Annotated in this window: 22 protein-coding genes; 11 read left to right on the plus strand and 11 right to left on the minus strand. The window is 71.7% G+C overall.

Features of this window, described 5'->3' with window-relative positions; genetic code table 11:
- Positions 1-150 precede the first annotated feature (150 nt).
- Complete coding sequence (locus ABZ193_RS07555; protein ID WP_027935697.1) at positions 151-1761, minus strand: AMP-binding protein; 1611 nt, start codon at positions 1759-1761, stop codon at positions 151-153.
- 85 nt (positions 1762-1846) lie between these two features.
- Here ABZ193_RS07555 and ABZ193_RS07560 point away from each other — a divergent pair, with 85 nt between their 5' ends.
- Complete coding sequence (locus ABZ193_RS07560; RefSeq protein ID WP_237336499.1) at positions 1847-2608, plus strand: PhzF family phenazine biosynthesis protein; 762 nt, start codon at positions 1847-1849, stop codon at positions 2606-2608.
- Complete coding sequence (locus ABZ193_RS07565; protein WP_020416913.1) at positions 2608-3009, plus strand: YccF domain-containing protein; 402 nt, start codon at positions 2608-2610, stop codon at positions 3007-3009. Before ABZ193_RS07560 ends, ABZ193_RS07565 begins: the two co-directional genes overlap by 1 nt.
- Here the strand turns inward: ABZ193_RS07565 and ABZ193_RS07570 are convergent.
- Positions 2997-3416, minus strand: coding sequence for a MarR family transcriptional regulator (locus tag ABZ193_RS07570; RefSeq protein WP_354709287.1), 420 nt, complete (start codon positions 3414-3416; stop codon positions 2997-2999). The genes ABZ193_RS07565 and ABZ193_RS07570 overlap by 13 nt on opposite strands.
- 78 nt (positions 3417-3494) lie before the next feature.
- Between ABZ193_RS07570 and ABZ193_RS07575 the strand changes: the two genes are divergently transcribed.
- The 5 genes from ABZ193_RS07575 (at position 3495) to ABZ193_RS07595 (ending at position 9866) form a co-directional block, all read left to right on the plus strand.
- Entirely contained in the window at positions 3495-4679 is a 1185-nt protein-coding gene (locus tag ABZ193_RS07575) for an MFS transporter (protein WP_354709356.1), read from the plus strand.
- Between the two features lie 88 nt (positions 4680-4767).
- Positions 4768-5517, plus strand: a complete 750-nt coding sequence (locus tag ABZ193_RS07580; protein ID WP_237336498.1) for an ABC transporter ATP-binding protein — start codon at positions 4768-4770, stop codon at positions 5515-5517.
- Complete coding sequence (locus tag ABZ193_RS07585; protein WP_354709288.1) at positions 5514-8012, plus strand: ABC transporter permease; 2499 nt, start codon at positions 5514-5516, stop codon at positions 8010-8012. The genes ABZ193_RS07580 and ABZ193_RS07585 overlap by 4 nt, the downstream gene beginning before the upstream one ends.
- Before the next feature lie 10 nt (positions 8013-8022).
- Positions 8023-9234 (plus strand): sensor domain-containing protein, encoded by a 1212-nt coding sequence (locus ABZ193_RS07590; protein ID WP_354709289.1) that lies wholly within the window; start codon positions 8023-8025, stop codon positions 9232-9234.
- Positions 9222-9866, plus strand: a complete 645-nt coding sequence (locus ABZ193_RS07595; protein WP_027935700.1) for a response regulator transcription factor — start codon at positions 9222-9224, stop codon at positions 9864-9866. Before ABZ193_RS07590 ends, ABZ193_RS07595 begins: the two co-directional genes overlap by 13 nt.
- Here the strand turns inward: ABZ193_RS07595 and ABZ193_RS07600 are convergent.
- Positions 9856-11298 (minus strand): FAD-dependent monooxygenase, encoded by a 1443-nt coding sequence (locus ABZ193_RS07600; RefSeq protein WP_027935701.1) that lies wholly within the window; start codon positions 11296-11298, stop codon positions 9856-9858. The two genes, ABZ193_RS07595 and ABZ193_RS07600, sit on opposite strands and share 11 nt — an antisense overlap.
- A gap of 38 nt (positions 11299-11336) precedes the next feature.
- On the opposite strand from ABZ193_RS07600, the gene ABZ193_RS07605 reads away from it, so the two are divergent.
- Positions 11337-11978, plus strand: coding sequence for a TetR/AcrR family transcriptional regulator C-terminal domain-containing protein (locus tag ABZ193_RS07605; protein WP_354709291.1), 642 nt, complete (start codon positions 11337-11339; stop codon positions 11976-11978).
- On the opposite strand, the gene ABZ193_RS07610 is transcribed toward ABZ193_RS07605, so the two are convergent.
- Genes ABZ193_RS07610 through ABZ193_RS07645 form a run of 8 tightly spaced genes read right to left on the minus strand, consistent with a single transcriptional unit; the run spans position 11975 to position 17447 of the window.
- Positions 11975-12289 carry a hypothetical protein gene (locus ABZ193_RS07610; RefSeq protein ID WP_020416922.1) on the minus strand — a complete coding sequence of 105 codons (315 nt, stop codon included), beginning with the start codon at positions 12287-12289 and terminating at the stop codon, positions 11975-11977. The two genes, ABZ193_RS07605 and ABZ193_RS07610, sit on opposite strands and share 4 nt — an antisense overlap.
- A 3-nt stretch (positions 12290-12292) precedes the next feature.
- Positions 12293-13099 carry a metallophosphoesterase family protein gene (locus ABZ193_RS07615; protein WP_020416923.1) on the minus strand — a complete coding sequence of 269 codons (807 nt, stop codon included), beginning with the start codon at positions 13097-13099 and terminating at the stop codon, positions 12293-12295.
- Positions 13100-13126: 27 nt separating this feature from the next.
- Entirely contained in the window at positions 13127-13927 is an 801-nt protein-coding gene (locus ABZ193_RS07620) for an HAD-IIA family hydrolase (RefSeq protein ID WP_026153557.1), read from the minus strand.
- On the minus strand, positions 13924-15000 hold the full coding sequence (locus ABZ193_RS07625) for an ABC transporter ATP-binding protein (protein ID WP_020416924.1): 1077 nt from the start codon (positions 14998-15000) through the stop codon (positions 13924-13926). Before ABZ193_RS07625 ends, ABZ193_RS07620 begins: the two co-directional genes overlap by 4 nt.
- Entirely contained in the window at positions 14997-15773 is a 777-nt protein-coding gene (locus tag ABZ193_RS07630; RefSeq protein ID WP_020416925.1) for an ABC transporter permease, read from the minus strand. Before ABZ193_RS07630 ends, ABZ193_RS07625 begins: the two co-directional genes overlap by 4 nt.
- Positions 15774-15783: 10 nt before the next feature.
- A complete protein-coding gene (gene modA / locus ABZ193_RS07635) occupies positions 15784-16536 on the minus strand; it encodes a molybdate ABC transporter substrate-binding protein (protein WP_020416926.1) in 753 nt (250 codons plus the stop codon).
- Positions 16533-16937, minus strand: a complete 405-nt coding sequence (locus ABZ193_RS07640; protein WP_020416927.1) for a helix-turn-helix transcriptional regulator — start codon at positions 16935-16937, stop codon at positions 16533-16535. The genes modA and ABZ193_RS07640 overlap by 4 nt, the downstream gene beginning before the upstream one ends.
- 33 nt (positions 16938-16970) lie before the next feature.
- Positions 16971-17447 (minus strand): MarR family transcriptional regulator, encoded by a 477-nt coding sequence (locus ABZ193_RS07645; protein ID WP_039791268.1) that lies wholly within the window; start codon positions 17445-17447, stop codon positions 16971-16973.
- Between the two features lie 102 nt (positions 17448-17549).
- Between ABZ193_RS07645 and moaA the strand changes: the two genes are divergently transcribed.
- The 3 genes from moaA (at position 17550) to ABZ193_RS07660 (ending at position 19965) form a co-directional block, all read left to right on the plus strand.
- A complete protein-coding gene (gene moaA, locus ABZ193_RS07650; RefSeq protein WP_039791269.1) occupies positions 17550-18611 on the plus strand; it encodes a GTP 3',8-cyclase MoaA in 1062 nt (353 codons plus the stop codon).
- A 9-nt stretch (positions 18612-18620) separates the two neighbouring features.
- Entirely contained in the window at positions 18621-18872 is a 252-nt protein-coding gene (locus tag ABZ193_RS07655) for a MoaD/ThiS family protein (RefSeq protein ID WP_020416930.1), read from the plus strand.
- A 445-nt stretch (positions 18873-19317) separates the two neighbouring features.
- Positions 19318-19965: a transglycosylase family protein gene (locus ABZ193_RS07660; protein WP_020416931.1), complete on the plus strand. Its 648-nt coding sequence runs from the start codon at positions 19318-19320 to the stop codon at positions 19963-19965.
- Positions 19966-20031: the final 66 nt, after the last annotated feature.

Here is a 20031-nt window from a genome sequence, read left to right on the forward strand (position 1 = left end):
AGTGTGTTTCAGTCGCCGAGCAGCGGCGTCAAGGCGGGAAAGAGTACCTTGACCCCGCTGATCGGCGACTAAAAGCAGGCTGTGGATCGGGGGCGGGGGAGGTCTGGTTGGGGTAGTCGCCTGCTTTGCGTTGCCGGGTGGCGGTTTTTTTTATTTCAGGTCGAGGATCTTCAGTGCCTTCTCTCGCATTTCGACCTTCCTGACCTTGCCGGTCACGGTCATCGGGAATTCGTCCACGATGTGCACGTACTTCGGGATCTTGTAGTGCGCCAGCTTTCCCGTGCAGAACTCCCGCAGCGACTCCGCCGTCAGTGGCTGGGCTCCTTCGCGCATCCGGATCCACGCCATCAGCTCTTCGCCGTAGCGCTGGTCCGGCACGCCGATCACCTGCGCGTCCAGCACATCCGGGTGCGTGTAGAGGAATTCCTCGATCTCCCGGGGGTAGATGTTCTCGCCGCCGCGGATGACCATGTCCTTGATGCGCCCGGTGATCTGGATGTAGCCCTCGTCGTCCATCACGCCGAGGTCGCCGGTGTGCATCCACCTCGCCTTGTCGATCACCTCGGCCGTCTTGTCCGGCTGGTCCCAGTACCCGAGCATCACCGAGTAGCCCCGGGTGCACAGCTCGCCCGGCTCGCCGCGCGGCACCGTCAGCCCGGTCTCCGGGTCGACGATCTTGACCTCCAGGTGCGGCCCGACCCGTCCGACGGTCGACACCCGCCGCTCGATCGAGTCGTCCGACCGGGTCTGCGTGGACACCGGCGAGGTTTCCGTCATGCCATAACAAATGGACACCTCGGCCATGCCCATCCGCTCGATGACCTGCTTCATCACCTCGACCGGGCAGGGCGAGCCCGCCATGATGCCGGTTCGGAGGCTGCTCAGGTCGTAGTCCTCGAAGCCGGGCTCGGCCAGCTCGGCGATGAACATCGTGGGCACCCCGTACAAGGACGTGCACCGCTCCGCCTCCACCGCCTGCAGGGTGGCCTTCGGCTCGAACGACGGCGCCGGGATCACCATGCACGCCCCGTGGGTGGTGGCCGCGAGGTTGCCCATCACCATCCCGAAGCAGTGGTAGAACGGCACCGGGATGCACACCCGGTCCGCCTCGGTGTAGTGGCACAGCTCGCCGACGAAGAAGCCGTTGTTGAGGATGTTGTGGTGCGAGAGGGTCGCGCCCTTCGGAAAGCCCGTCGTGCCGGAGGTGTACTGGATGTTGATCGGGTCGTCGGCGGACAGGCCGACCTCGGGCAACGCCTTGCCCCGCCCGGACTCCATCAACTCCGACCACTCGTCCGAGCCCAGCAGCACCACCTGCTCCAGCGCGGCGCACCGCGGCCGGACCTCCTCGATCATCGCCGCGTAGTCGGACGTCTTGAACGTGCGGGCCGCGACCAGCATCTTCACCCCGGCCTGGTTCAGCACGAACTCCAGCTCGTGCGACCGGTAGGCGGGGTTGATGTTGACCAGCACCACGCCGATCTTCGCCGTCGCGTACTGCAGGAACGTCCACTCGGCACAGTTCGGCGACCAGATCCCCACCCGGTCGCCCTTGCCGATGCCGCGCCCGGCCAGCCCGGCGGCCAGCGCGTCGACCTCGGCGGCCAGCTCACGGTAGGTCCACCGGCGGCCCGACGCGTACTCCACCAGCGCGTCCCGGTCGCCGAACGCGGCCACGGTCCGGTCGAAGTTGTCACCGATCGTGTCACCCAGCAAGGGCACCTCGGAGATACCCGACGCATAACTCGGCACGGCTGGCATGACGCCTCCTCGGACGCTGTCGACACTGACTGTGACCGAGTTTAGAAATCCCGGCTCATCCCGGACACCCCCTAGAGTGGGTGGCATGCGGCTCTCGATCGTCGACTCGTTCACCGGCACCCCGTTCGCGGGCAACCCCGCCGGAGTGGTGCTGCTCGACGAGCCTGCCGACCCGGCGTGGATGCAGTCGGTGGCCGCTGAGCTGCGGCACTCGGAGACGGCGTTCGTCGAGGTCACCGGCGACGGCCCGAAGCCGCTGCGCTGGTTCACGCCGACGGTCGAGGTCGACCTGTGCGGGCACGCCACCCTCGCCGCCGGGCACGTCCTCGGCGGCGAGCAGGTGTTCACCACCCGCAGCGGCGAGCTGCGCACCCGCGCCGCCGACGGGTGGGTCAGCATGGACTTCCCGAACGACCCGCCGCGCGCCGCCGACGACGACGTCCTCGACGCGTTGCCGGGCGTGACGATCGCGGGCGTCGCCCGCGGCAAGTGGGACGTCCTGGTCGAGGCCACCGACGCCGCCCAGGTCCGCGAGCTGAAGCCGGACCTCGACGTCATCGCGGGGTGGGACGCGCGTTGCGTGATCGTCACCGCGCCCGGCGACCGGGACGACGTGGACTTCGTCAGCCGCGTCTTCGGGCCCGCCGTCGGCGTGCCGGAGGACCCGGTGACCGGATCGGCGCACTGCCTGCTGGCGCCGTTCTGGGCGGAGAAACTGGGGCGGGTCAAGCTCGTCGGCGAGCAGGCGTCGGAACGCGGCGGGATCGTCCGGGTCCTGGTGAACGGGGATCGGGTGACGCTGTCCGGACAGGCCGTCACCGTAGTCAGTGGGGAGCTGCACGCCTGATGCGCATCATCCTGAACCTGATCTGGCTGGTCTTCGCCGGCTTCTGGATGGCTCTCGCGTACGTGGTGGCGGGGATCGTCTGCTGCATCCTGATCATCACGATCCCGTTCGGCATCGCGTCGTTCCGCATCGCGAACTACGCGCTGTGGCCGTTCGGCCGCACGATCGTCGACCGCCGCGGCGCCGGTGTCGGGTCGCTGATCGGCAACGTCATCTGGATCATCTTCGCCGGCATCTGGCTCGCGATCGGCCACGTCCTCACCGGGATCGCCCTGTGCGTGACGATCATCGGGATCCCGCTCGGGCTGGCGAACTTCAAACTGATCCCGGTTTCGCTGATGCCCCTTGGCAAGGCGATCGTGCCGGTCGACCGCGGCACCGAGGCGTACTACCGCCCCTGAGGCCCGACGAGCTCACGCAGCAACTCGACCAGCTGCTCCTGCTGCTCCCGGCCGAGTGAGACCAGCGGCGAAGCGCGGTCGAGGCGGTCGAGCACGCCCGCCTGCGCGTCACGCCCGGCGGCCGTCAGCACGATCTCCTTGGCCCGCCGGTCGGTCGGGTGCGGCCTGCGCTGCACCAGGCCCTGCTCCTCGAGCCGGTCGACGACGAACGTCGCGTTCGAGGCCTCGCACGACATCCGGCTCGCCAGCTCCCGCGCCGTGATCGGCTCCGACAACTCGCGCAGGGCGACGACCTGCGTCGGGGTCAGGCCGACCTCCTCGCCGACCCGCCGCACGTGCACGTCCAGCCGTCGCGCGAACTCGTGCACGAGTTTGCACACGTCGCGGTCGATCCCGGCGTCCACCATGATCCCGAGTCTAGCGACGGTGTTCCGAACTGTGATAGTTCTGACTAGCATTATTACAGTTCGAATCACTTGGGGGTCGTGGTGCCGTTGCCCGTCTTCTCGCTGATGCTCGTCGTCTTCGGGCTCACCACCGGCGAGTTCGTGATCGCCGGTCTCGTGCCGGACGTCGCAGCCGGCCTGTCCGTGTCCGTCCCGTCGGCCGGTCTGCTGGTCAGCGCCTACGCCGCGGGGATGATCGTGGGCGGCCCGGTCCTCACCGCGCTCACCGCGCGCGTCGCCCGGAAACCGCTGATCACCGGGCTCGTCGTGGTGTCCGTGCTGGGGAACCTGGGATCGGCCCTCGCGCCGGGGTACGCCGTCCTGCTGCTGGCGAGGTTCGTCGCGGGCCTGGTCGTCGCCACGTTCTTCGCGGTCGCGATCGCCACCACGGCGGCGATGGCCGCGCCGGGCCGGCAGCCGAGCATGATCGCGAAGGTCGCGCTGGGGATGAACCTCGGGATCGTCCTGGGCACACCACTGGGCACGTTCGTGGGGCACCACTTCGGCTGGCGGTCCACCTTCGTCGCGGTCGCGGCGATCACGCTCCTCGCGCTCATGCTGGTGCTGCGTTCCGTCCCGGCGTTCCCGGCGGCCGGCGCGTCGGCTGCCGGGGAACTGCGGGTCCTCACCGACCGCGAGGTGCAGCTCGGCATCCTCCTGACCGCGGTGGGAAACCTCGGCGCCGTCACGGTTTTCACCTACATCGCGACACTGCTGACCGACGTGAGCGGCTTCGGCGCGGACGCCGTGCCGGTACTGCTGCTCGTGTATGGAGCCGGGGCGGTGCTCGGGAACCTGCTCGGCGGACGGCTCGCCGACCGCGCGCTGATGCCGTCGCTCGCCTGGATGCTCGCCGCGCTCGCCGTCACGTTGCTGCTGCTCTGGATCGCCGGCGACAACCGCGTGGCAGTGGCGATCCTGACGTTCGTCCTCGGCGCGCTGGCGTTCGCGATCATCCCCGGCATGCAGACGCGCGTGCTCACCGCCGCGGGAGCCGCGCCGACGCTCGCCATCGCGGTCAACGCCTCCGGCTTCCAGCTCGCCGCCGCCTTCGGCGGATGGCTGGGCGGACAGCTGCTGACCGGCGCCGGCGCGGAAGCGCTCTACCCGGCCGCGGCCGCCGTCACGCTGGCGGGTCTGGGCATCGCACTGGCGATGCTGCGCCGCGACTCGACCGGTGACGTGCCGGTCGACCACGGCACCGACGCGAACCACCGGCCCTGATCGCGGCCGCGGGGTAGGGCCAGCCCTACCCCGGAGATCATTGCCCGCCCGGTGGGGCCCGGACCCGCCCGCGACCAGGATCTTTCCCATGGTGCTGGTACGGAATTCGATGGACGCTCCGCCGCGGGAAGTGGTCGAGCTGCTCGAGGTGACGAAGGTGCATCCCGGTGGGGTGCGGGCGCTCGACGGCGTCACCGCGGGGTTCACCCGCGGGACGTTCACGGCGGTGATGGGGCCCTCCGGGTCGGGCAAGTCGACGCTGCTGCACTGCGCGGCGGGCCTGGACCGGCCGACGTCGGGCCGGGTCGTGCTGGCCGGACGTGACGTCGCGACCCTGCGTGAGCCGAAGCTGACCGCGGTCCGGCGCGCCCACGTCGGGTTCGTGTTCCAGTCGTTCAACCTCGTCGACTCGCTTTCGGTGTGGGACAACGTGTTGCTGCCGCAGCGGCTCGCCGGCGTCCGGCCGGACCGCGAGTGGGCACGGGAACTGCTGACCCGGGTGGGCCTGGCCGGGCGGGAGAAGGCGCGGCCGGGTCAGCTGTCGGGCGGGCAGCAGCAGCGGGTCGCGCTCGCCCGCGCGCTGGCCGGCAGGCCGGAGGTGATCTTCGGGGACGAGCCGACGGGTGCGCTGGACCTGTCCACCGGGCGCGAGGTGCTGGGCCTGCTGCGCCGGTTCGTCGACGAGCTGGGCGCGACGATCGTGATGGTGACGCACGACCCGGCCGCGGCCGCCTGGGCCGACCGCGCGGTGTTCCTCGCCGACGGCCGGGTCGCCGGCGAGCTGGCCGCGCCGTCCGCCGAGCAGGTGTCGGCGCGCATGATGGAGCTGACCCGATGATGCGCAAACTCGCCGCGGCCGGCGTGCGGCACCGGCTCGGGTCGTTCGTGGGCACGTTCCTCACCGCGTTCCTGGCGATCGCGCTGATCGCCGGCAGCGGGCTGCTGCTGTGGTCGGTACTGACCCAGGGACCCGGCGGGAACCGGTTCGCCGCCGCGGACGCGGTGGTCGCGGGTGACCGGTCGGTCGTGCTGACCACCGCCAGTGACAAGGGCGACAAGGTCAAGACCAAGACGAAGGAGGAACGGCTCACCGGTGCCGAACCGCTGCCGGCCGGGCTGACCGGGGAGTTGGCGGCGGTGCCCGGGGTGGCCGCCGCCGTCGCGGACTACGCGTTCCCGGTGGCGCTCGACCTCGGCGGCGAGCCGGTGCGGGCGCCGGACGCGGCGAGCGTCGCGCACGGCTGGTCCTCGGCCGCGCTGACGCCCTACCCACTGCGGGAAGGCGCCGCGCCGCGTCCGGGCGAAGTGGTGCTGCAGGCCGCGTTCGGGGTGCCCGTCGGTCAGTCCGTGCGGCTGACCACCCGCACCGGCGTGCACGACCTGCTGGTGGCCGGCGTGGTCGACGGGGACGTGCCGGGACAGGCGGCGGTGTTCGCCGCCGACGAGCAGGTCGCCGAGCTGTCCGGGCTGCCCGGCCCGACCGCGGTCGCGGTGCGCCTGGAGCCGGGCGTGGACACCGGGACCGCGCTGGCGGCGCTGGGCGAGCGGGTCCGCGGCACCGCCACCGTCCACACGGGAGCCGACCGGGTCACCGCCGATCTCCCCGGCGCGGTCCCCGACTACATCGGCGCGATCTCCATCTTCGGGTTCGTCCTCGGCATCACCGGCTTCGCGGCGGTGTTCGTGCTGACCGGCACCGTGTCGCTGGCCGTCCAGCAGCGGCTGCGGGAACTCGCCCTGCTGCGCGCCGCGGGCGCCACGCCCCGGCAGCTGCGCCGGATGCTGAGGCTGGAGATCACGCTCGTGACGCTGGCCGCGGCCGTGCCCGGCCTGCCGTGCGGGATCGTGGTGGCCGAGCTGGTCGCCGCCCGGTTCCGCGACCTCGGCGCGGTGCCACCGCAGTTCACCGTGTCGCTCAACGCGGTCGTGCTGATCGCCGCGGTCGTGCTGGGCCTCGCGGTGACGGTGCTGGCCACGGCGATCGCGGCCCGTCGGGCGGTGCGAATCGCTCCGACGCAGGCGCTGCGGGAAACCGTGACGGCAGGCCGCGTCGGCAAGGCGCCACGGATCGTCCTCGCGACCGTCCTGACCGCCGGTGCCGTGGCCGTGCTGAGCCTGGTGCCGCTCGGCGGCCCGTTCGGCATGGGGATGGGGTTCATCTCCTGCTCGCTGCTGCTGTGCGCGGCTGCCGCGCTCGGGCCGCTCGTCGTCGGTCCCCTCACCGCGGTGGTGGCCAGGGTCGCTGGGGTCGCCGGCGCCACCGGCAGGCTGGCGAGCGCGATGACCCGCGCCGACAGCAGGCGCGTCGTCGGCGTCGCGATCCCGCTGACGCTGATGTTCGCGATCAACGGCACGATGCTGCTCAACGGCGACATCCTCACCGAAGTGACCGGCGACCAGCAGGCCGCGCGCACGGCGACGGCGACGGTCCGGGTCGCCGCGGCCATGCCGCTCGGGACCGCCACCGAGGTCACGGCTCTGCCCGAGGTCACCGGCTCCGCCGCGACAATGGCGACGCGGGTCGTCGTCGACCAGGAGGGCAAGCCCGAGGACTACGCCGCGCAGGGCTTGCGGACGACGGGTGAGCCTGCCGTCGATCTCGGTGTGCGGCAAGGGGAACTGGCACTGCGGGACGGGACGGTCGCCGTGAGCGAACCGCTCGCGGAGGCGCGCGGCTGGCACGTCGGCGACCGGCCGGTGTTCTGGCTCGCCGACGGCACGCGGACCGAGCTGACCGTCGTCGCCGTGTACGCGAACTGGCGTGGCTTCGGTGACCTGGTGCTGCCCGCCGACCTCGTCGCCGCGCACGATCCACGCGGTCTCGTCACCTCCTTGTACCTGCGCGGCACCCCCGGCCTCGTCGCCGCGGTCGAACACCGGTGGCCGGCGGCGCCCGTCACGGATCCGCGGGCCGGTGCGGCGGACGTCCAGAACCAGCAGGCGGCGTGGGAGCTGATGGTGGCCATCTCGCTCGGTTTCACCGCGATCGCCGTCGTCAACACCTTCGCCATCGCGACCGGGGCGCGCCGCCGGGAGTTCGCCGACCTGCGCCTGGCCGGTGCCACCCCGAGGCAACTGCACCGCATGCTCGACCGCGAAACGCTCATCACCGTGGTGGTCGCGCTGGTGCTGGGTGGTGTGCTCAGCGGTGCGGTGGTCGGCACGTTCAGCGTCGCGCAGGACGGCCAGTGGCGGCTGTTCGCCGAGCCGCTGCGGTACCTGGCGCTGCTCGGCGGGGTCGGCCTGCTCGGCGCGATCGCCGGGATCGTCCCGGCCCGCGTGGTGATCCGCCCCCGGTCGCTGCCCTCGGGCGCCGCCCGTGCCGACGGCTAGATTGATCACCGTGATCCGCCGTGGGGCGCGTGCGATGGCCCACCTGCTGACCAGCCTGCTGCTGGGGCCCGCGACCTTCGCGTGGGCCCTGGTCACCACGCTGGTCAGCGGCGTGCTGTCGTTCACCTACCTCGCCCCGCCCGCGTTCCTCGCGGTCACCTGGGGCACCCGGCGGATCGCGGAGTTCGAGCGGTGGCGGGCGGCGCTGGTGCTCGGGCGGCGCGTCGAATCGCCGTATCCCGCTCCGTTGCGCGGAAACCCGTGGCGCCGGGGGCGCGCGCTGGTCCGCGAGCCGGCCACCTGGCGCGACCTGGCGTGGTTGCTGTCCTTGTTCCCGGCCGGGCTCGCGGGGCTGGCCGGCCTGGTCGCCGGAGTCGTCGACCTCGCGACGATCCTCGCGCCGCTGTGGCTGTGGTCGGTGCCCAACCCGTACCTGCCGCCCGTGGTGGACTGGCTGTTCAACACCGTCGGCGGCCGGTTCGCGCTCACCGGCATCGGGTTGGTGCTGGCGCCGGTCGTGTGGCCGCTCGTGACCACCGCGGCCAACCTGCAGGCCCGTGCCGCGGCGATGCTGCTGGAAGCCGGCCCCCGGCAACGGCTCGCGCGCCGCGCCCGCGAGCTGGCCGTCACCCGTCGCCGCGTGGTCGACGCGCAAGCCGCCGAGCTGAAGCGGATCGAGCGCGATCTGCACGACGGCGCGCAGGCCCGCATCGTCGCCGCCGGCATGACCCTCGCGCTCGCCGAGCGCAAGCTGCGCCCGGCCGGGGACGACCTCCGCAACGCCCGCCGGCAGCTCGACGAGGCACTGGCCGAACTGCGCCGTCTGGTCCGCGGCATCCACCCGCCGATCCTCACCGACCGCGGACTGGTGGCCGCACTCGCCGCGCTCGCGGGCGACGCGCCCCTGCCCGTCGAGGTCCGCGCGGACGAGCTGGGGGACCTACCGCCCGCGGTCGAATCGGCGGCCTACTTCGTCGCCGCGGAAGGGCTCGCGAACGTCGTGAAGCACGCCGGCGCGGACGCCTGCACCATCAGCATCCGCCGCACCGGAGACACGTTGTCCCTCACGGTCCGCGACGACGGCCGGGGCGGCGCCGACCAGACCGGAGCCGGACTCGACGGCCTGCGCCGCCGGGTCGAGGCGCTCGACGGCACGATGTCGGTCACCAGTCCGGCAGGCGGGCCGACCACCGTCCGAGCGGAGTTGCCATGCGCGTTGTGATCGCCGAAGACCTGCTGCTGCTGCGCGACGGGCTGGTGCGGATGCTGACCGACACCGGCCACGACGTCGTCGCGGCCGTCGCGACGGCGCCGGAACTGGAAGCGGCGGTGGCCGAGCACCGACCGGACGTGTCCATCGTGGACGTGCGGTTACCGCCGGGCTTCCGGGACGAAGGCCTGCGGGCGGCCCTGTCCATCCGCGGGCGCGAGCCGCGGACGCCGATCCTGATCCTGTCCCAGTACGTCGAGCGCGTGTACGCCGCCGAGCTGATCGCCGACGGCCAGGGCGCGGTCGGTTACCTGCTCAAGGACCGCGTGACGGCGCTCGACGACTTCCTCGACGCGCTGGAGCGCGTGGCCGCCGGCGGCACCGCGATGGACCCCGAGGTGGTGCGGCAGTTGTTCGCGCGCAACACCGGCGACCAGGGCATCGCGGCGCTCACGGCGCGCGAACGCGAGGTGCTCGGGCTGGTCGCGCAGGGGCTGTCGAACTCGGCGATCTGCGCGGAACTGGTGCTCGCACCGGCCTCGGTGGAAAAGCACATCGGCAACATCCTGACCAAATTGGACCTGCCCCCGTCCGACGACACCCACCGCAGGGTGCGGGCGGTCCTCGCCTACCTCAACCAGTGACGGGCCCCAGCCACTTGGCGCAGGCGGCACGAAGTCCGTCGACACCCGGTGCGGCCGTCCACGCCACGTGGCCGTCGGGGCGGATGAGGACGGCCGGCGGGAAGCCGGACGGGCCCTTGGCGACGACGACGTCGAGCCGGTCGTCCCAATCCCGCGCGGCGGCCGCCGGTTCCGGGTCGCCTGCGAGGTCCAGCAGCACCGCCCGGCCCGCGTGCAGCAGCGTGAACAGCCGGGTCGCGCCGTGTTCGGTGACGAGGTCGAGGTCCGGCATCCGCAGTCCCAGCAAGGGATCCGCGTCGCCGAGCGGGTAGCGGACGTCGAGCGCGGTGATCATGCCGGCGAGTGCGTAGTTCACCTCCTCGATCGCGATCTGGCCGGCGAACACCTCCCGCAGGGCGTCGACGTGCGCTCCCGGCCGGCTCAACGCGGTCTGCGCGCGGGTGTTGTGCAGGAGCCGTTCGCCGACGGGGTGCCGTTCCGCGTGGTAGGTGTCGAGCAGGGCCTCGGGCGCGTGACCGCGGACGACCGCGGCCAGCTTCCAGCCGAGGTTGACCGCGTCCTGCACACCCGTGTTCAGGCCCTGCCCGCCCGCCGGGAAGTGGATGTGCGCCGCGTCGCCGGCGAGCAGCACGCGGCCGCGCCGGTACTGCTCGGCCTGTCGCGCGGCGTCGCCGTAGCGGGAGATCCAGCGGGGGCTGTGCATGCCGAAGTCGGTGCCCGCGATCTCGATCAGCGACTCGCGCAACTGCTCGAACGTGACCGGCTCGTCCCGGCCGGCCACGCGGTCGTAGCGGGTGGTCATGACCCGGTACCAGCCCGGCTGCAAGCCCAGCACCGAGAAGTCGCCGTGCTCGGTGCGGCGCATGAAGACCGGCTCGCCGGGCGGGTCGGTCAGCTCGACGTCGCCGAGCAGCGCGGTCAGCGTCGCGGGCGTGCCGGGAAAGCCGATGCCGGCGAGCTTGCGGACGGCGCTGCGCCCGCCGTCGCAGCCGACCAGGTAGGCCGCCTCGATGGTGGCACCGTCCGCCAGCGCCACCTCGACGCCGGTCGCGTCCTGCCGGAACCCGGTCACCTCGGACGACCACCGCACCCGCACGCCCAGCTCGGCGGCCCACTGCTCCAGCAGCCGCTCCACGTCGGCCTGCAACAGGTTCAGCAGGAACGGGTACCGGGTCGGCAGGCGGCTGAAGTCCAGCCACAGCCCCGAAAAGTGGCCCACCTGCATCGGGCGGCCCGCCGCGAGGAACCGGTCGGCGACGCCCCGCTGGTCCAGCACCTCCAGGGTGCGCGCGTGCAACCCGCCCGCGCGCGATTCGCCGCTGCGGCCGGGCAGGCGGTCCAGCACGGTCACGTCGACCCCGGCCAGCCGCAGTTCACAGGCGAGCATCAAACCGGTCGGCCCGCCGCCGGCGATCACCACGTTCTCTAACATGATTAGAGAGTTCCCTAACTCTGTTAGAGTGTCAAGCCATGGCGATCAATCCGGAGGTCATCGCGCGGACGGCGCTGCGACTGCTCACCGACGTCGGCCTCGACGGGCTCACGATGCGGCTGGTCGCGACGGAACTCGGCGTGCGGGCGCCGACCCTGTACTGGCACGTGAAGAACAAGCAGGAACTACTGGACGCGATGGCCACCACGATGTACCTGGAAGCCACCGGAGGGCTCGAAGCGCCGGGCGCCGGGGTGTCCTGGGAGGACTGGCTGGCCGACGGCGCCCGCCGCCTGCGGCGCACGATGCTGCGCTACCGCGACGGCGCGCGCGTCCTGGCCGGCACGAACACCACGCACCCCGGGATGTTCCGCACGGTCGAACTCACGCTGCGCACACTGCGGGACGCGGGTTTCTCGGCGGCGGACGCGGCGGAGGGCTACCCCGCGCTGCTGCACTACACGATCGGCTTCACGATCGAGGAACAAGCCCGCACGGGCACCGCCTACGGTGAAGACAACCCGTACGAACCGGGCCGCCTGGAGCGATCCATCGACCGCGAACAGTTCCCGCTCACCGCGAGCATGGTCGGCCACATCTTCGCGCCGGACACCGACGCCGCCTTCGAAGCCGGACTGCGCCTCATCCTGACCGGCCTCCGCACCACGTACCTGCGTTAGTCCCCCATGAACCACAGGTAGCTGCCGGGCGTGGCCGCGCACGCTTCGAGCATCCCGGCGAGATCGGCCAGCGCGGCCCGGGCCGCGGGGTCGGTGCAGTCCCGCAGCAGCGCGGAAACCTGCGGCAGCGCCGCCTCCGCCACCTGCTCGTTGAACATCGTGTCGCCGTACGGGTCCACCCAGCTCAACCTGCCCGTGTCGACACCGTCCAGCACCCGGGCCAGCGCCTCGCCGTGCTCGTAGGATCCGCGCAGGAGCGACGATCCGTCGCGTGCGGGACGGCCGGCGTGGAGTTCCAGCTCCACCCCCACCGGTCAGTCCTCCGGCTTCCAGGGCAGCGGCACCACCAGGCAGGGCCCGCCGACGAACAACCCGCCGTCGATGCCCAGCACCTTCCCGCCGGCGTACAGGTAGGGCGCCTCGATCTGGCTGGGGTGGATGCCGAGCTGGTCGGCGATCACGCTGTGCCCGTGCACGATCCGCTCGCCGCCCAGCTGCTCCAGCAGGTAGTCGGCGATGTCCGGGCCGTGCGGGCCGCGGAAGGCGTAGCGCGTCGTCATGCGGCGCCACACGTCCCACCACTCCACCAGGTCGTCGCCGACGAGGATTTCGCGCACGGTGGTGTTGATGTCCTCGGCGTCGTCGCCCCAGTCGAGGTATTCGACGGTGTCCGAGTGCATCAGCAGGTGACCGGCGGCGTGCGCGATCAGCGGCCTGCTGGTCAGCCACTCGACGTGCTCGTCGGTCAGCGCGTCCTGATCGGACAGCTGCCCGCCGTTGATCTCCCAGCTGCGGGCGAAGCTGCGCGGCCCGAAGTCGGACGGCACCTCGGTGTCGCCGAAGCGGTGCATGCCCAGCAGCAGGATCTCGTGGTTGCCCAGCAACGTCCGCGTCGACCCGCCTGCCTCGGCCGCCTGCCGGTGCAGCCGCATCACCAGGTCGATCACGCCGATCCCGTCCGGGCCACGGTCGACGAAGTCGCCGAGGAACCACAGGTGCGCGTCCTCGCCGGACCAGTCGCCGGACTCGTCGACCAACCCGGCGCGGCGCAGCGCTGCCACCAGCGGTTCCCGGTGCCCGTGCACGTCGCCGACGACGTAGGTGCGCTGGTGGTCACTCATCCCTCGACGATAGGCGGTTGCCGCAGGTCAGGTGAGCACCGCCCCGTCCCCGAACGGGTCCTGCGTGCGGCCGACCAGGTCCGCGATCGAGTCGAGCACCAGCGTCGGCCGGTACGGGTAGCGCTCGGCCGACTCCTTGGTGGAGATGCCGGTGAGCACCAGGATCGTCTGCAACCCGGCCTCGATGCCCGAGTGCACGTCGGTGTCCATCCGGTCGCCGATCATGATCGTGCCCTCGGAGTGCGCGCCGAGGCTGCGCAGCGCCGACCGCATCATCAGCGGGTTCGGCTTGCCCACGAAGTACGGCTGCCGCCCGGTGGCCCGCTCGATGAGGGCCGCTATCGACCCGGTGGCGGGCAGGCTGCCCTCCAGGCTGGGCCCGGTGGCGTCCGGGTTGGTGGCGATGAACTTCGCGCCGGCCTCGATGAGCCGGATGGCGCGGGTGATCGCGGTGAAGCTGTACGTGCGGGTCTCACCGAGCACCACGTAGTCCGGGTCGCGGTCGGTGAGCACGTACCCGGCCTCGTGCAGCGCCGTGGTCAGCCCGGCCTCGCCGATGACGAACGCCGACCCGCCCGGCCGCTGGCTGTGCAGGAACTTCGCGGTCGCCAGCGCGGAGGTCCAGATGCGTTCTTCGGGCACGTCCAGCCCGGTGCGCAGCAGCCGGGCCCGCAGGTCGCGCGGGGTGTAGATGGAGTTGTTGGTCAGCACCAGGAACGGGGTGTCGTTGGCCCGCAGCTCGGCGAGGAACTCGTCGGCGCCGGGCACCAGGTGCTCCTCGTGCACCAGCACGCCGTCCATGTCGGTCAGATAGGTCCAACGGCTCATGCCTGAAGACTAGCCGGGTGCACCGTCACCGCGGTGGCCTTGATCGCGAGCCGCACCGGCACACCCGGCTCCAAGCGCAGGTCAGCGACCGCGGCCGGGGTGAGATCGGCGGACAGGCCGTCCGCCCAGCCCTCGCCCGCGGCCCGGACCCGGATCACCGGTCCGTGTGGTTCGAGCGCGCCGACGACGGCCCCGATCGTGTTGCGCGGGCTGCCCGGGTGCCCGTCCTCGGCGGGGTGCACCGACACCGCGCTCGGCTCGAACACCGCGACCGCCGGTTCGCCGGTGACCGCGTCCGGCGACAGGATCCCGGCGACCAGGCCGCCGTCCGCGGTCCGCAGTCCCTCGGCGACCGCGGTCCCGGGCACCAGGTTGAGCCCGGCGATCCGCGCGGTGAACGCCGTTCGGGGCGCGGCCAGCACTTCCCGCGTCGGACCGCGTTCGACCACCCGGCCCGCGGCCAGCACCACCACGTGATCGGCCAGCGCCAGCGCGTCCAGCGGATCGTGGGTGACCAGCACCGTCGAGCGGTGCGGGTCGGCGGCCAGCACCCGCCGCAGCAGGCCGCGGATGGCCGGAGCGGCGTCGACGTCGAGCGCCGCCAGCGGCTCGTCGAGCAGCAGCAGGTCAGGGTTCCCGGCCAGCGCCCTGGCGACCGCGACGCGCTGCGCCTGACCACCGGAGAGCTGCGACGGCTTGCGCTCGGCGAACTCGGCCGCGTCCACCTCGGCCAGCCAGCGCCGGGCGATCTCCCGCGACTCGGCGCGCCCCGCTCCCTTGGACCGCGGCGAGAACGCCACGTTGTCCACAACGGACAGGTGAGGGAAGAGCAGCGCGTCCTGCGACAGCAGGCCGACGGCCCGGTCGTGCGCGGGCAGGTCGTGCAACTCCCGCCCGCCGAGGGTGATCACCGCCCGGTCCGGCCGGAACAGCCCGGCGAGGCACCCCAGGATGCTCGACTTGCCGGAGCCGTTCGGGCCAAGGATCGCCAGCACGCTCCCGGCGGGCACGTCGAACTCCGCGGACAACGCGAAGGTGCCGCGGGTCAGCTCGATCTCGGCGTGCAGGCTCACCGGGCGGTCCCCTCCAGCGCCCGCGGCCGGGCGACCGCGATGACCACGACCGCGACGACGATCAGCAGCAGCGCCAGCGCGACCGCACTGTCCACATCGGCCTCGGCCTGCACGTAGACCTCCAGCGGCAACGTCCTCGTCACGCCTTCGTAGCTGCCGGCGAACGTGATGGTCGCGCCGAACTCGCCAAGCGCGCGGGCGAAGCTGAGCACCGCGCCCGAGCCGAGCGCGGGCAGCAGCAACGGCAGCGTGACCCGCCGGAACACCGTCCACGGGCGGGCGCCCAGGGTCGAGGCGATCTGCTCGTATCGGTCGCCGCCGCTGCGCAGCGCGCCCTCCAGGCTCACCACCAGGAACGGCATCGCGACGAAGGTCTGGGCGATGATCACCGCCGCCGTGGTGAACGGGACCTGCACCCCGGCCGTCACGCCCAGCAGGTAGCCGAGGAACCCCTTGCGGCCGAGCAGGTACAGCAGCGCGAGCCCGCCGACGACCGGCGGCAGGACCAGCGGCAGCAGCACGACCGCGCGCAGCACCCGGATCCCGCGGACGGTCGAGCGGGCGAGCACGACCGCCAGCGGCACGCCGAGCACGATGCACGCGACCGTCGACACGGCCGCGGTCTCCAGCGACAACCGCAGCGCGGTGAGGGCGGCGTCGCTGACGATCAGCTCCGGCAGGCGACGGAGGTCCGTCCGCACGAGCAGGCCGACCACCGGCAGCACGACGAGCGCGAGGGCGAGCACCGCGGGCACCCACAGAACCCACGGCACCCGCCGGGTCCTACGGAGCGCCAAAACCGGCCTTCTGCAGCTCGGCCCGGCCCTGCTCGCCCAGCACGAACTCGACCCACTGCTTCGCGAGTCCGGACTGCGGGGCGTCCTTGACGACGGCGATCGGGTAGGAGTTGACCGCCTGCGCCGCCTCCGGGAAGTCGACCCGGCCGACCTTGCCCGCGGCGCTCGCCGCGTCAGTCACGTAGACCAGGCCGGCGTCCGCGTCCCCGGTCTGCACCTTGTTCAAGACCTGCTTGACGTCCTGCTCCTCGCTGGCGGGCCGCAGCGCCACCCCGGTGCTCCGCTCGACCTTCTCCGCCGCGGAGCCGCACGGCACCTGCGGGGCGCAGACGATGACGGTCAGCCCGCCCCGCGCGAGGTCGGCGAATCCCGTGATGCCCTTCGGATTGCCCGGCGCGACGGCGATGGTCAGCCGGTTCGTCGCGAACACCGACGGCGCGCCGTCGACCACCCCGGCCTGCACGGCCTTGTCCATGTTGGTCTGGTCGGCCGAGGCGAACACGTCGGCCCGCGCGCCGTTCGACAGCTGCTGCACCAGCGCGGACGAGCCGGCGAAGTTGAACTTGACCTCGGTGCCCGGGTGCGCCGACTCGAACGCCGTCTTCAACCCGGTGAACGACTCGGTGAGCGAGGCCGCGGCGAACACCGTCAGCGTCTGGCTCTCGCTCCCGCCCGACGACGACCCGCACCCGGTGATCATCAGCGCGGCCGCGGCCACGAGGGCGCCCAGCTTCTTCAACTCTGTCCTCCCGGAGTCTCGACGACCACGGTGGTCGCCTTCACCACCGCGACCGCCAGCGATCCGGGCTTCAGGTCCAGCTCCCGCACCGCCTCGGCGCTCATCAGCGACACCACGCGGAACGGCCCGCACTGCAGCTCGACCTGGGCCATCACCTTGTCCACGACCACGTCGGTGACCAGGCCGACGAACCGGTTGCGGGCGGAGCGCCCGACACCGGAGGGGTCGTTGGGACGGGCGGCCTGCTCACGCGCGAAGGCGGCGAGCTCCGCGCCGTCGACGACCTTGCGGCCGGCGCCGTCGGTGGTGGCGGCAAGCTGCCCGCCCCGCACCCAGCGCCGGACGGTGTCGTCGCTGACGCCGAGCAGCTCGGCGGCTTCGGACAACCGGAATTGCGGCATGGAGGCGAGATTACTTCCGCAATTGCGGAAAAGCTATGGGGTTTGCCCGAGAACGTCCGCACGCAAGAGGTCGAGCAGTTCGTTCTGGTACCGCTCGATCGCGTCGCGTTCGGCCGGACTGAACTTCTCCAGCACCTTCTCGGTGATCACGAGCGCCGACTCGAACAGCGGCGCGATCTTCTCCTCGTCCAGCGGCAGGACCTCGACGAGGACCTTGCGGCGGTCCCGGACGTCCCGCACGCGGCGCACGAAACCCGCGCGCTCCAACCGGTCGATCACGCCGGTCACCGCGCCGGTGGACAGGCCGGTGAGCTTGGCGATCTCCCCCGCGGTCAGCGGACCCTCCGCGCGGGCGGCCAGGTCGAGGGCCTTGTGGTCGGTGGCGGACAGCCCCAGCTTCTCGGCGATCTGGGCGTGCCGGAGGACGGCGAGGGTGCTCGATTCCCGGCCGATCTCGGCGAAGCGGGCGAGCACGTCGCCGGGCACCGGGTACCTTTTTTCCTCCGGCATCCGGCGCGTCCCTTCCCAAGTGGTCTTCGCAGTTGAAACACTCTGCTACTGAGACATTCTAGTGAGGATCCACGGTGTGGTCGGCGGGTTAGGCTGGTGTCAATGAGTGCGGTAGATCTCGGGCTCCCCCGCGTGCCGGGCACACGCGGAACCACGCAGCCCCGCCCTGACAACCCCGCCCTCGTCGACACGTTCGGCCGCGTAGCGACGGATTTGCGCGTGTCGCTGACCGACCGCTGCAACCTCCGCTGCACGTACTGCATGCCGGCCGAGGGCCTGCCGTGGCTGCCCGGTGACGAGGTGCTCACCGACAGCGAGCTCCTGCGGCTGCTGCGGATAGCGGTCGAACGCCTCGGCGTCACCGACATCCGGCTCACCGGCGGCGAACCGCTGTTGCGGCCCGGGCTCGAGCACCTGGTCGGGGAGATCACGGCGTTGCGCCCCCGGCCCCGGCTTTCCATGACCACCAACGGGATCGGGCTCGCCAAGCGCGCCCGCGCGTTCGCCGAAGCGGGCCTGGACCGGATCAACATCTCGCTCGACACCGTCGATCCCGAGACGTTCGTGCGGATCACCCGGCGCGACCGGCTCAGCCACGTGCTGGACGGCCTCGCCGCCGCCCGGGACGCGGGGCTGGACCCGGTCAAGGTGAACGCGGTGCTGCTGCGCGGGATCAACGAGCACGAGGCCGCGCCGCTGCTGCGGTTCTGCCTCGACCACGGCTACCACCTGCGGTTCATCGAGCAGATGCCGCTGGATGCCCAGCACGGCTGGAACCGCGCGGACATGGTGACGGCGGAGGAGATCTTTTCCTTGCTCAGCAAGGAGTTCACGCTCTCGCCGAGCCCGGAGGCGCGCGGCGGGGCGCCTGCCGAGCGCTGGCTCGTCGACGGCGGCCCGGGCGACGTCGGGATCATCGCGTCGGTCACGCGCCCGTTCTGCGCGGCCTGCGAGCGCACGCGCCTGACGGCCGACGGGGCCGTGCGGTCGTGCCTGTTCAGCAACGACGAGACGGACCTGCGCGCGCTGTTGCGCGGCGGGGCGGACGACGAGGCGATCGCCCAGGCCTGGCGCACGACGATGTGGGGCAAGCTGGCCGGCCACGAGATCAACGACGCCGGCTTCGCCCAGCCGATCCGGCCGATGAGCGCGATCGGGGGATAGATCTTGACCATGAGCGTCCGGGTGCGGTATTTCGCGTCCGCGCGCGCGGCCGCGGGCGTGGAAGAAGAGGTACTCCAACTGCCCGCCGGCGCGTCCGTCGCCGAGGCCGTCGTCGCTCTCCGTGATCTTCATCCGGAGACCCTCCCGCGGATCCTCCAGGCGGCCAGCTTCCTCGTCGACGGGGTGGCCGTCCGCGACCGTTCGCGCCCCCTCCCGGAGGGGGCCGAACTGGACGTCCTGCCGCCCTTCGCGGGCGGTTGAACGCGGTTCACGATTGGTCCAACCGTGCCGGAACGACGTGATCCAGACCTCACGATCGGTGAAATATCTCGACTTGGAAACGGCCAGGTAACGGCGCGCTGACCAGGAAAAACGACGAGATCGGCATAGGTTGCGCGATGTTACTGTGATGTAGGACACACCTCGAATAATTTCCGATCACGCTCGCCGTTACGTACCGTCGCTTTTCGGCTGGCCCCGACCGGCCAAGGCAACACCGGGATTCCGAGCGCCAAACCCTGTCCGGCGGAATCCCGGACCAAACCCCGAGCGAAAGAAGGTTTTCCGGACAGGGACGGAGAGGGTCGGACCCGAGCGTTTTTCGCGAAGGCCCGATTGGCTCGCCCGGACCCCGCCGGGTGGAGCAGGACCCGTCAGGGTTCGCCTCGCAGCTTCGGCCCGTCGGTGCGAAAGCCGAGTTGATGGAATGTCCTACCGAGGCAAGCACCGCAAGATGTCCCCCGCCGCTCGCAACATCGCCCGCGTCGCTGTCGCGGGTCTCGCGGTCGGCACCCCGCTGGCGATCGCCGCGACCCCCGCGCAGGCCGCCAGCGTCAACTGGGACGCCATCGCGCAGTGCGAGAGCGGTGGCAACTGGAGCACCAACACCGGCAACGGCTACTACGGTGGTCTGCAGTTCTCCGCCAGCACCTGGAAGGCCTACGGCGGCACCGGCAGCGCGGCGAACGCTTCCCGCGAGGAGCAGATCGCCGTCGCCGAGCGCGTCCTGCAGGGCCAGGGCATCGGCGCCTGGCCGGTCTGCGGCAAGAAGGCCGGTTCTTCGGCGAGCTACAAGGGCAAGAACACCCAGGGCTCGACCCAGAAGAAGGCCACCACGCCGAAGAAGTCCACCGCTCCGAAGAGCACGCCGAAGAAGAGCACCCCGGCTCCGGCCGTGAGCGTTCCGACCTCCAACCCCAACGGTGACTACACCGTGGTGGCCGGCGACACGCTGTCCGGGATCGCCAAGAAGTTCAACGTCGAGGGCGGCTACCAGAAGCTTCAGGAGCTGAACTCGCAGTACATCTCGAACCCGAACCTGATCCTGGTCGGGCAGAAGATCGCCACGAAGTGACGCTGGGGGTGTCCGGCAGCCCCACCGCAATCCCCCGGGTGGTGGGGCGCCGGCACCCTGGCGGTT

Origin of the sequence: Amycolatopsis sp. NPDC006125, assembly GCF_040614195.1 — a bacterium.
In the GTDB taxonomy this organism is placed as follows: Bacteria; Actinomycetota; Actinomycetes; order Mycobacteriales; family Pseudonocardiaceae; genus Amycolatopsis_E; species Amycolatopsis_E tucumanensis.

Coding starts and splice junctions, on each gene's coding strand:
- ABZ193_RS07555 (WP_027935697.1), bottom strand. CDS start 1,761: ATGCCAGCCGTGCCGAGTTATGCGTCGGGTATCTCCGAGGTGCCCTTG.
- ABZ193_RS07560 (WP_237336499.1), top strand. CDS start 1,847: ATGCGGCTCTCGATCGTCGACTCGTTCACCGGCACCCCGTTCGCGGGC.
- ABZ193_RS07565 (WP_020416913.1), top strand. CDS start 2,608: ATGCGCATCATCCTGAACCTGATCTGGCTGGTCTTCGCCGGCTTCTGG.
- ABZ193_RS07570 (WP_354709287.1), bottom strand. CDS start 3,416: ATGGTGGACGCCGGGATCGACCGCGACGTGTGCAAACTCGTGCACGAG.
- ABZ193_RS07580 (WP_237336498.1), top strand. CDS start 4,768: ATGGTGCTGGTACGGAATTCGATGGACGCTCCGCCGCGGGAAGTGGTC.
- ABZ193_RS07585 (WP_354709288.1), top strand. CDS start 5,514: ATGATGCGCAAACTCGCCGCGGCCGGCGTGCGGCACCGGCTCGGGTCG.
- ABZ193_RS07595 (WP_027935700.1), top strand. CDS start 9,222: ATGCGCGTTGTGATCGCCGAAGACCTGCTGCTGCTGCGCGACGGGCTG.
- ABZ193_RS07600 (WP_027935701.1), bottom strand. CDS start 11,298: ATGTTAGAGAACGTGGTGATCGCCGGCGGCGGGCCGACCGGTTTGATG.
- ABZ193_RS07605 (WP_354709291.1), top strand. CDS start 11,337: ATGGCGATCAATCCGGAGGTCATCGCGCGGACGGCGCTGCGACTGCTC.
- ABZ193_RS07615 (WP_020416923.1), bottom strand. CDS start 13,099: ATGAGTGACCACCAGCGCACCTACGTCGTCGGCGACGTGCACGGGCAC.
- ABZ193_RS07620 (WP_026153557.1), bottom strand. CDS start 13,927: ATGAGCCGTTGGACCTATCTGACCGACATGGACGGCGTGCTGGTGCAC.
- ABZ193_RS07640 (WP_020416927.1), bottom strand. CDS start 16,937: ATGCCGCAATTCCGGTTGTCCGAAGCCGCCGAGCTGCTCGGCGTCAGC.
- ABZ193_RS07645 (WP_039791268.1), bottom strand. CDS start 17,447: ATGCCGGAGGAAAAAAGGTACCCGGTGCCCGGCGACGTGCTCGCCCGC.
- moaA (WP_039791269.1), top strand. CDS start 17,550: ATGAGTGCGGTAGATCTCGGGCTCCCCCGCGTGCCGGGCACACGCGGA.
- ABZ193_RS07655 (WP_020416930.1), top strand. CDS start 18,621: ATGAGCGTCCGGGTGCGGTATTTCGCGTCCGCGCGCGCGGCCGCGGGC.
- ABZ193_RS07660 (WP_020416931.1), top strand. CDS start 19,318: ATGTCCTACCGAGGCAAGCACCGCAAGATGTCCCCCGCCGCTCGCAAC.